Origin of the sequence: Brevundimonas diminuta ATCC 11568 (genome assembly GCF_000204035.1) — a bacterium.
Taxonomy (GTDB): domain Bacteria; phylum Pseudomonadota; class Alphaproteobacteria; order Caulobacterales; family Caulobacteraceae; genus Brevundimonas; species Brevundimonas diminuta.
The window spans coordinates 68,674-77,544 of the sequence record NZ_GL883086.1; the positions used below are offsets into that span (position 1 = coordinate 68,674).

The 8,871-nt window shown below is 65.8% G+C and carries 8 protein-coding genes; all 8 read left to right on the forward strand.

What is annotated here, in order from left to right; all coding sequences use genetic code 11:
• Positions 1-148: 148 nt before the first annotated feature.
• From BDIM_RS04045 to BDIM_RS04080, 8 genes are read left to right on the forward strand one after another with little or no spacing between them, the layout of a single operon-like run.
• On the forward strand, positions 149-511 hold the full coding sequence (locus BDIM_RS04045; RefSeq protein ID WP_040344971.1) for an NADH-quinone oxidoreductase subunit A: 363 nt from the start codon (positions 149-151) through the stop codon (positions 509-511).
• Positions 508-2,388: a heavy metal-binding domain-containing protein gene (locus BDIM_RS18280; RefSeq protein ID WP_211205964.1), complete on the forward strand. Its 1,881-nt coding sequence runs from the start codon at positions 508-510 to the stop codon at positions 2,386-2,388. The genes BDIM_RS04045 and BDIM_RS18280 overlap by 4 nt, the downstream gene beginning before the upstream one ends.
• Positions 2,385-3,284: an NADH-quinone oxidoreductase subunit H gene (locus tag BDIM_RS04055; RefSeq protein ID WP_040344972.1), complete on the forward strand. Its 900-nt coding sequence runs from the start codon at positions 2,385-2,387 to the stop codon at positions 3,282-3,284. The genes BDIM_RS18280 and BDIM_RS04055 overlap by 4 nt, the downstream gene beginning before the upstream one ends.
• Positions 3,285-3,292: 8 nt before the next feature.
• Positions 3,293-3,796 (forward strand): NADH-quinone oxidoreductase subunit J family protein, encoded by a 504-nt coding sequence (locus tag BDIM_RS04060; protein WP_235362832.1) that lies wholly within the window; start codon positions 3,293-3,295, stop codon positions 3,794-3,796.
• Positions 3,793-4,104 carry an NADH-quinone oxidoreductase subunit NuoK gene (gene nuoK / locus BDIM_RS04065; RefSeq protein WP_003164308.1) on the forward strand — a complete coding sequence of 104 codons (312 nt, stop codon included), beginning with the start codon at positions 3,793-3,795 and terminating at the stop codon, positions 4,102-4,104. The genes BDIM_RS04060 and nuoK overlap by 4 nt, the downstream gene beginning before the upstream one ends.
• Entirely contained in the window at positions 4,101-5,996 is a 1,896-nt protein-coding gene (locus BDIM_RS04070; protein ID WP_040344975.1) for an NADH-quinone oxidoreductase subunit 5 family protein, read from the forward strand. The genes nuoK and BDIM_RS04070 overlap by 4 nt, the downstream gene beginning before the upstream one ends.
• Before the next feature lie 17 nt (positions 5,997-6,013).
• Positions 6,014-7,474 (forward strand): complex I subunit 4 family protein, encoded by a 1,461-nt coding sequence (locus BDIM_RS04075; RefSeq protein WP_040344977.1) that lies wholly within the window; start codon positions 6,014-6,016, stop codon positions 7,472-7,474.
• The gene (locus tag BDIM_RS04080; protein ID WP_003164311.1) at positions 7,474-8,832 is read left to right on the forward strand and encodes an NADH-quinone oxidoreductase subunit N; all 1,359 of its coding nucleotides are present in this window, start codon (positions 7,474-7,476) and stop codon (positions 8,830-8,832) included. Before BDIM_RS04075 ends, BDIM_RS04080 begins: the two co-directional genes overlap by 1 nt.
• Positions 8,833-8,871: the final 39 nt, after the last annotated feature.

Below are 8,871 nucleotides of genomic sequence, written 5' to 3' on the forward strand. Positions count from 1 at the left end.
GTTCACTGTTCAGGAAACAGCCATACTACCTGCCGGGATGTGACACTTAGCATAACGGCAGCATGGCCGCTGGCGTTGGTTTGATTGTGCCTTTCTGCTTAAACCCTTAACACTTTAGAGAGTCGAGCACACGAAGGAGGTAACACGGATGAGCGAGCTTTCCCAATACGCGATCCTTTTCGGGCTGAGTGTCGGTGTGTTCGGTTTCGTGCTCAGCCTCTACGGGCTCGCCCGGGCCATCGGGCGCACGCGCTCGGAACCGGGCAAGGGCGTGCCCGCCACGGCCGGTACCTTGTCGCGCGATCCGGTCTGGGTCCGCTATCATGCGCGCTATGCCGGTTATGCGCTGCTGTTTCTGGCCTTTGATATGGAGATGGCGTTCATGTATCCGTGGGCGGTCGTCTACCGCGAAGAAGGGCTGATCGCATTGCTCGACATGGGCGTTTTCCTCTCAATCCTGTTCCTGGGCCTGCTCTATGGCTGGAGCCAGGGCGCGTTGAGGCGGCAATGACCATAGCCGGGGCGCGAGAGGGCGCGATGTACGGGATCAGGCGGGCGGTCGCGGCGGCCATGGCGCGCGATCTGACGGCCTTTGTGCTGCCCGGCCCGTCTGTCGCGCGGTCGATGGGGATCGACCTTGCCAATGCGCACCTGCGGATTGTGGGCACCCCGCGCCATGCGAACGTGCTGATTATTGCGGGCCCCTTGGACGTAGGGCTGCGCGATGCGGCCGCCGTGGCCTATGCACAGATGCCGCGTCCGCGCACGATCCTTGCACTGGGCGCGGGCGACATCGCCCCGTTGCCCGATGCGGACGTCTCGGCACCACTGACACAGGCCGGGCTGCACTCTGGGTTGGCCGATCTGCGCCGCGTTGTCGCGGCAGGCGCGTTTCGCGCAAACACCGGGGAGTTTACCGCCGCCGCTCTTGAGGTGCGCGTGGAATACACCTGCCCAATGCATCCCGAGATTGTCCGCGACGCCCCCGGAGACTGCCCCAAATGTGGCATGACGCTGGTGCCGCGCGAAACAGCGTCCGATGGACATGGTGGGCACGGTGGCCACGACATGCCCCGGGAGGACAGGCCAAACCCCGGCGATCACGCACATGCGGGCCACGCTCACGACGCGGGCGGGTCGGGGGCATACACTTGCCCGATGCACCCCGAGGTGATCAGCGACGCACCGGGCAAGTGCCCCAAATGCGGCATGAACCTGGTGAAGGCGGAGGAGGTGGAAAGCCACGGTCCCGGTCACGGTCACGGGCATGGCGGTCACGGCGGTCATGGCAAACAGCAGGACCATTCCGGCCACGATGGGCATGCCGGACATGGCGGCCACTCCAAGGCCACTGTCGACGGGATCGAGCCGCATTTCATGTCGATGGTCGAACTGACAGAAGGCCAGCCGCGCAGCAGCGACGGGTTGCAGATGGACTGGATCGAGGTGCCGTTCGGGCCGTTCTTTCCCGGCCTGCCCGCAGGGCTGCGCCTGACCCTGACGCTGGACGGCGATACAGTGGCGGCCAGCGACGCCAGAAGCCTTGTGTGCAGGGCGGAGCTGGTGGATGGCCCGCAGATGACGGCAGGCGATTTCGTCGAGCGTCTGGCCGCGATGATGCCGCTCAGCCCCGTGGCCTATCGCATTCTCGCCTGCGCATCGATCGAGGAGGCCGCCCGCGTCGACCCCGGCCAGAACGCGCGCCGTGGCCGCGCCGCCGCCGTGGAACGCGAGCGAATCGCCAGCCATCTGGGCTGGCTGGCCGATTTCGGCCTGCAGTCGGGGTTTCTCTGGCTTGCCGCGCGGGCCGGGGCGTTGCAATTGGCTGTTCAAGGCGCTGACATTGACGGGATCGCCGCGCAGGCCGGGGCGATCAGGGCGCTGATCCGCCGGGTCGAGACAGCGCCGCTGATGCGGATGCGGCTGGGTGGCATCGCGCCCATCGGCAAGGACACCCCGGCGAGCGGCCCGGTGGACCGGGCGCGGGGCGGCGGGTCGGATGCCCGCATCGACGATCCAACGCTGGCAGCGCTCGGTTTCGAGATGCGACTACAGGAAGGCGGCGATGCCCTGGCCCGGTTTCGGCTGCGCTGTGACGAGATCGCACAAAGCCTCGACCTGATCGCGGCCGCCGGGATTATTGCAATGCCGCAGGTGCGGGATGTGAAAACGGTTTCGGGCGAGGGCGCGGCCCGCATCGAAACACCGCGCGGAGCGGCGCAGCTGCGCGTCAGGCTGGTGGATGGCAAGGTGGTCCAGGCTGATCTCGACACACCCTCCACCGTGAACCTTGCCCTGGTCGAAACGCTGACGGCGCAGCAGGAACTGGGCGATGCCTTGACCGCTGTCGTCTCGCTTGACCTGTCGCCGTGGGAGATTCGCGGATGACCATTCTTGTCGTTCTCTTGTCGCTCGCCGCCGGGGCCTATGCGCTGGCCGTCATCGAACGATGGGCAGTGCACGGCCATATGAGCCTGACCGGTCCGGCCTGGGCCGCACTGGCGCTCTTGGGCCGGGAATCGCTGCTGGCGCGCAAATCCGACCGGTTGTTCTTTGAGCTTGGGCCGGTGCTGCTTTTGGTGGCGGGATTGTTGGCGGTGGCGGTGATTCCGCTGGCGCCGGGGCTTATCATCACCGATCTGGCGACCGGGGCGCTGTTTCTGAACGCTGCTCTGGCCTATGTGCTGGTGGCGCTGATCATGGCCGGTTGGGGGCCGAACGGGGCCTACGCCATGATCGCGGGCTGGCGGTTTCTGGGCCAGTTCATCGCCTATGCGATGCTGATCGTGATGCCGATCACCGCCGTCGCCATGCGCGCGGAATCGCTGTCGACGGTAGAGATCGTCGCCTCGCAGGCGCAGCTTTGGAACGTGCTTTACCAGCCCATCGGATTTGTCCTGTTCGTCGTGGCGGCGATGGGGCTGGCCTGGCTGCCGCCGCTGGACCTGCCCGATGCGACCGGCGAATTGGCCGGCGGGGTCGAGGCGGAATATACCGGCGTGCGGCTGGCGGTGCTGCGGCTGGCGCGGATGGTCATTATCCTGGCGCTGGCGGGGGCGACCGTGACCTTCTATCTGGGCGGCTGGCTGGGCCCGTGGCTGCCCGCCTGGGCCTGGAGCACGATCAAGATCCTGGCCGTGGCTGCGGCCATGCTGAGCATCGGGCGCTACATGCCGCGCATCCGCGAGGCGCGCTATCTGGCGCTGAGTTGGAAGCTGGGGATCTCGCTGGCGCTGGCCAATATCTTTGTCGTGGGCGTGATCGCGCTGGTGGTGCCGATATGACGGTTCAGATGATCTTTCTGGCGTTCTTCGGCGCGGCGGCGGTTTGGTTCGGCGTCGTGGTCTTTCGCACCCATTCGATGGTGCGTTCGGCGCTGGCGCTGCTGTTTTCGCAAACCGCGATCGGTGCGATGTTTCTGGTCATGCAGGCCGAGTTTCTGGGTGTGTTGCAGATCATGATGATGGCCACGGAAATGAGCGTGATGGCCATCTTCATGGTGATGTTCATGATGGATCCCGGCGGCATGGGCAAAATGGACATGACCCACCAGAAACGCTTGTCGCTCTGGGCCGGGGGCATTGGGCTGCTGGCCGCCTTGCTGCTGGTATGGCTGCCCGATTGGGGTCCGGTCGCCCTGTCCGTGCCGGGCGCGCATGAACAGGCCGCCGATCTGGGGCGCGAATTGCTGGGCCGGTCGATGTTCATTTTCCAGTCGGCGGGGCTGACCATCCTCACGGCGATGATCGCGGCCACGATGGTGGCCATTGTCCCCAACGCGGAGCAGCGCAAATGATCCTGGAGCTGATGATCGCGCTCGGCGTCGGCGCGGGGCTGTTTGGTGTCGGGCTCTACGGCGCGCTCAGCCAGACCAACCTGGTGATGATCATCATGGGGGTCGAGCTGATTTTGGCCGCAGCACTGGTCAATCTGGTGGCCTTCTGGCGCTATCTGCACCCCGATGAACCTGCCGGTCAGATGTTCGTGCTGATCGTGATGGCGGTGATGGCGGTCGAAATGGCGGTCGGCTTTGCCATTGCCATCGCGCGGTTCCGGGTGCGCGGATCGGTCGAGATGGAAGAAGCGCGGGAGTTGAAGGGATGACGATGCTGGCACTCACCCTCCTCGCGCCGCTTCTGGCGGGGCTTGTGGCGCTGGCGCTGCGCCGCGCACCCGAAGCGATTGCGCTTGCGGGCGTCGGCCTCGGGTTCCTCGCGGCGATGGCGGTTCTAGCGGGTGCGATTGCGGGCAATGCGGTGCAGATGGTCCTGCCGGGCCTGCCGCAAATGCCGCTGCGGCTGGTCGCGACGCCGCTGACGGCGATCGTTTCGGCCATGGTGGCGACGGTGGCGGCTTTTGTGGTGGTCTATGCCGTGGGTTACATGCGCAGCGACCCCGAAAGGCCGCGCTTTTTCGGCATCCTGCTGCTGTTTGTCGCGGCGATGCAGGCGCTGGTGCTGGCGGGCGACTGGATCACCGTGCTGGCCGCGTGGGAACTGATCGGCTTTTCCAGCTATCTGCTGATCGGCTTCTGGCATGGCCGCGACGGCGTGCCCAATGCCGCGATACGGGCGTTTCTGTACACCCGCAGCGCCGATCTGGGCCTTTATCTGGGGATTTTTGTGCTGATCGGCTGGGCCGGCACCTCGGAAATCTCGGCTACATTGGCGATTAGCGGCACGCCCGCACTGGTCGCCGGGTTGCTGTTGCTGATCGGCGCGATGGGCAAGTCGGCGCAGGTGCCGTTGCAGGACTGGTTGCAGCGCGCCATGGCCGGCCCGACGCCGGTCTCCGCTTTGCTGCATTCCGCGACTCTGGTGGCGGCGGGGGCGATCCTGCTGATCCGCGTGGCGCCGATGCTGCCGTCGGGTGCGCTTCTGGCCGTTGGCCTGGTGGGCGGCATAACGGCGGTTGTCACCGGGCTGATCGCGCTGGCCGAGCGGGACCTGAAGCGGCTGCTGGCGGCCTCGACCTCCAGCCAGTACGGGCTGATGTTGTTGGCCATTGGCGCGGGTGTGCCGGCGGCGGCGCTGCTGCACCTGATTGCCCACGCGGCGATCAAGAGCACGCTGTTTCTGGGCGCGGGCGTGTTCCAGCATGATCGCGACGGCACCGATATGGAGGCGGTCGCGGGCGCGGGCCGGACGCGCCCGCTGATCCTTGCTGCCTTCGGCATTGCCGCGCTGGCGCTGGCGGGTATTCCGCCGCTGGCCGGGTTCTTTTCCAAGGACGCGATCATCGCCGCCGCTCTGGCCGCTCCGGGTGCGATCTGGCTGGCGCCCCTAGCGCTGGCGGGTGCAGTTTTGACCGGCGCCTATATGGCGCGCGCACTGCGGGTGTTGTGGGGCGGCGAGGCACAGCCGGTTTCCGGCAAGGGCATGGGCTGGATGTCTGCGGGCATGGCGGTGCTGACGGCGCTGGCGGCGGGGCTTGGGTTCGCCTTCGCGCCGCTGGAACATCTGCTGGAGTCCGAGCTGCCGACGGAAGGGGCCGCGATGATCCTCGGGCTTGCCGCCGCGCTGAGCGGCCTGGTGCTGGGCTGGTTCATCCAACCTGCCCGCCTGATGGGGCCGGTTCTGCCGATGGCGCAGCGCGGCTTTGCCGTCGCGGGCGGTATGGACGGGCTGGTGCTGCGCCCGTCGCTGGCTTTTGCCGCCGCCTGTGAAGGATTCGAACGGCGTCTGCTGGCGTCGCAACTTGGCCTTGTGCGGATCTTGAGCCTTGGCACCGCATCCAGTGCCGAGCGTTCAGACAAACGGCTTTATGCCGCGACCCTTCAGGTGGGCCGGATGAACCTGCGCCTTGGCGACGGCGCCGAAAACACCGACACCCATGGCATCGACGGGCTGATCTTCGGCCTTGTCGCCCGGACAATCGCCGCCGGCCGCCGCCTGCGCCTGCTGCAAAGCGGGCTGATCCACCGCGAACTCGCCCTGACAGTCATGGGCATTGCCGTCATCGCGGCGGTGCTGCTGATCTTACCGATGTCCCCCTGAAGAAAGACGACCCCGCCATGCCCCTTCTCTCGATCTCCGTCTTTCTACCGCTTCTTGGTGGCGTGCTGCTGATGGCCCTGCCAAACAAGTCGGCGCGCATCGCCCATGGCGTTTCCATCGCCACCACCGGGCTGACCTTCGTTGTGACGCTGGCGATCTGGGCGCGGGGCACGCTGCCGGACGGTTTCGCGCAGGTCGAGGAAATCGCCTGGATCCCGGCCATTGGTGCCGCCTTCCGGGTTGGCGTCGACGGGCTGAGCCTGCCGCTGATCCTGCTGACCTCGCTGCTGTTTTTCCTGTCGGCAATCTATGCGGCGCGGATCACCGACCGCCCGGCGGTCTTTGTCGCGCTGATGCTGATGCTGGAGACCGCGTCGATCGGCACCTTCGCGGCGCTGGACGCGCTCCTGTTCTACGTCTTCTTTGAAGTGTCGCTGGTCGGCATGTACTTCATGATCGTCGGCTGGGGCTATGAAGAACGCCAGCGCGCCGGGCTGATGTTCTTCATCTACACGCTGCTAGGCTCGCTGCCGCTGTTGCTGGCGATCATCGGGCTGTATCTGGCCACGGGAAGTTTTGACATGCGGCTGTGGATCGAGGCGCCGCCACTGACTGGGCTGGCGGCGATGCTGGCGCTGATCGCGATGCTGTTCACCTTCGCGGTCAAGATCCCGTCCTTTCCAGTGCATACTTGGCTGCCCGCGGCCCACGTGCAGGCCCCGACCGTGGGCAGCGTGATCCTCGCCGGGGTGATGCTGAAATTCGGCACATACGGCCTTGTGCGTTTCGCCTTACAGATGACGCCCGACGCCTTTGCGCAGGCCGGTCAGGTGGTGCTGGCCTTTGGCGTATTCAGCGCCCTTTACGGTGCCTTCGTGGCGCTGGCGCAGTCAGATCTGAAGAAGATGATCGCCTATACGTCGGTGAACCACATGGGCTATGTGGTGATCGGCGTCGCGGTGGCGGCGCTGACGCTGGACCCTGACTTGCGGGCGGTCGCACTCAATGGTGCGACCTTGCAGATGGTCAGCCACGGCATCGTCACCGGGGCGTTGTTCTTTCTCGTCGGCATGTTGCAGTCGCGCGCCCACGAACGCGAGATGACCGCGTTCGGCGGGCTGCTGGGGCAGGTGCCATGGCTGGGCTGGGCCTTCGTGCTGTCGGCCTTTGCCTCGCTCGGGCTGCCGGGGTTGGCGCATTTCCCGGCTGAATTTCAGATCTTCCTGGCCACACTGAATGCCCAGCCCTGGGCCATCGTGGCGATCATCGCCATCGTGGTGACGGCGGGGCTTTATCTGCGCGCGATCGCGGCGGTATTTCTGGGCGAGCGAAACGAGAAATGGGCGGCGATGCCCGATCTGGACCGGGGCGAGATGCTGGCCATCGTGCCGCTGCTTGTCCTCATCATCCTGATCGGGGTGGCGCCGTCTTGGTTGCTGAACATGATCGACGTGACGATGCGGGCGCTGCAACTCTGATGGCGCGCGACCTGTCCTTTCTGTTTCCCGAACTGATGTTGGCCTCGACGGTCGTGCTGATGCTGGTGGCCGAGATGCTGCGTGCGCCGCGTCTGGCACTGACATTCGGGCTGATCGGGCTGGGCCTGTCCACCGCGCTGACGTTGCCGCTGCTGGAGGCCGACACCAGCGTCTTTGGCGGCACCTACCGAGTCGATCTGCTGTCGGGCTGGGCCAAGCTGATCCTGCTGCCAGGCACCGCGCTGGCGCTTCTGATGACGCGGGCCGAGATTGCCGGGAAGGACCGCGAGGGAAGTGTCTATACGCTGCTTTGTCTTGTGACGCTTGGGGCGCTGATGCTGGCGGGCGGTGGCGACATGATGCTGCTGGTGCTGGGCGTGGTGCTGACGGGTCTGGGCTCCTTCGCGATGGTAGCCTGGCCGCGCGACGATGCGGCGACCGAGGCGGCGATGAAATATCTGGTGTTCGGCGCCGTCACCGGATCGGTGATGATCTACGGGCTGACCTTCTGGTTCGGTGGTGCCGGATCGACGCTTTTTTCCGAGCTTGGTGCGCTTCAAAGCAAGCCGCTGATCGCGCTGGCGGGGCTGGTCGCGGTGCTGATCGGACTGGGCTACAAGGCGGCGCTGGTGCCGTTCCAGTTCTGGGCACCCGACGCCTATGACGGCGCGCCGGTATCGGTCGCGGCTTTTCTGTCGGTGATCACCAAGGTGGCGGCGATTTTTGCCTTTGCGCAGGTGCTGCGCGATCTGCCTGTCGCTACCGGCTGGCCCGTCGTCGTCGCGCTGATCGCGGCGGTGACGATGTCATTCGGCTATCTGGCCGCCCTGGTGCAGAGCAATGTCGTGCGGCTGCTGGCCTATTCCTCGGTGGCGCAGGCGGGCTATTTCATGCTGGGGATTGTGGCGCTTGGCACCAGTCCGTTGGCCCTGCCTTCGGTGATCGTGTTCGGCGCGGCCTATGTGGCGATGAACCTTGGAGCCTTTGCAGTCATAGTGATCGCGGGCCGCAATCTGGACGACTTCAAGGGCTTCGGCCGCGCGCGCCCATTGATCGGTGTGGCGATGGTCGTGTTCCTGCTGTCGCTGACCGGTATTCCGCCGCTCTTCGGCTTTGTCGGCAAGGTGCTGCTGTTCGGAGCCGCGATCGAGGCGGGCTATCTTTGGCTGGCGGTGATCGGGATCCTTAACAGCGTGCTGGCGCTGGCGGTCTATCTGCGCATCGTGGTGCCGATGTATCAGGCGCGCGATGGCGAAGCGGTTCGGGCAGAGGTCGCGCTGCCGTTGTTGGTTGTGCTAGGTGCGACCGCGTTGGTCACGGCGCTGATGGGGCTGTTCGCGGGAGTGTTTCCCGGGTGACTTAAGGCGCGGTTTTGTGCCAGTCGGTCAAAGTGGTGT

Excerpts from the sequence above, each read along its gene's own strand:
- BDIM_RS04070 (WP_040344975.1), top strand. The coding sequence starts at position 4,101 with ATGACGATGCTGGCACTCACCCTCCTCGCGCCGCTTCTGGCGGGGCTT.
- BDIM_RS04060 (WP_235362832.1), top strand. The coding sequence starts at position 3,293 with ATGATCTTTCTGGCGTTCTTCGGCGCGGCGGCGGTTTGGTTCGGCGTC.
- BDIM_RS04075 (WP_040344977.1), top strand. The coding sequence starts at position 6,014 with ATGCCCCTTCTCTCGATCTCCGTCTTTCTACCGCTTCTTGGTGGCGTG.
- BDIM_RS04055 (WP_040344972.1), top strand. The coding sequence starts at position 2,385 with ATGACCATTCTTGTCGTTCTCTTGTCGCTCGCCGCCGGGGCCTATGCG.
- nuoK (WP_003164308.1), top strand. The coding sequence starts at position 3,793 with ATGATCCTGGAGCTGATGATCGCGCTCGGCGTCGGCGCGGGGCTGTTT.
- BDIM_RS18280 (WP_211205964.1), top strand. The coding sequence starts at position 508 with ATGACCATAGCCGGGGCGCGAGAGGGCGCGATGTACGGGATCAGGCGG.
- BDIM_RS04080 (WP_003164311.1), top strand. The coding sequence starts at position 7,474 with ATGGCGCGCGACCTGTCCTTTCTGTTTCCCGAACTGATGTTGGCCTCG.
- BDIM_RS04045 (WP_040344971.1), top strand. The coding sequence starts at position 149 with ATGAGCGAGCTTTCCCAATACGCGATCCTTTTCGGGCTGAGTGTCGGT.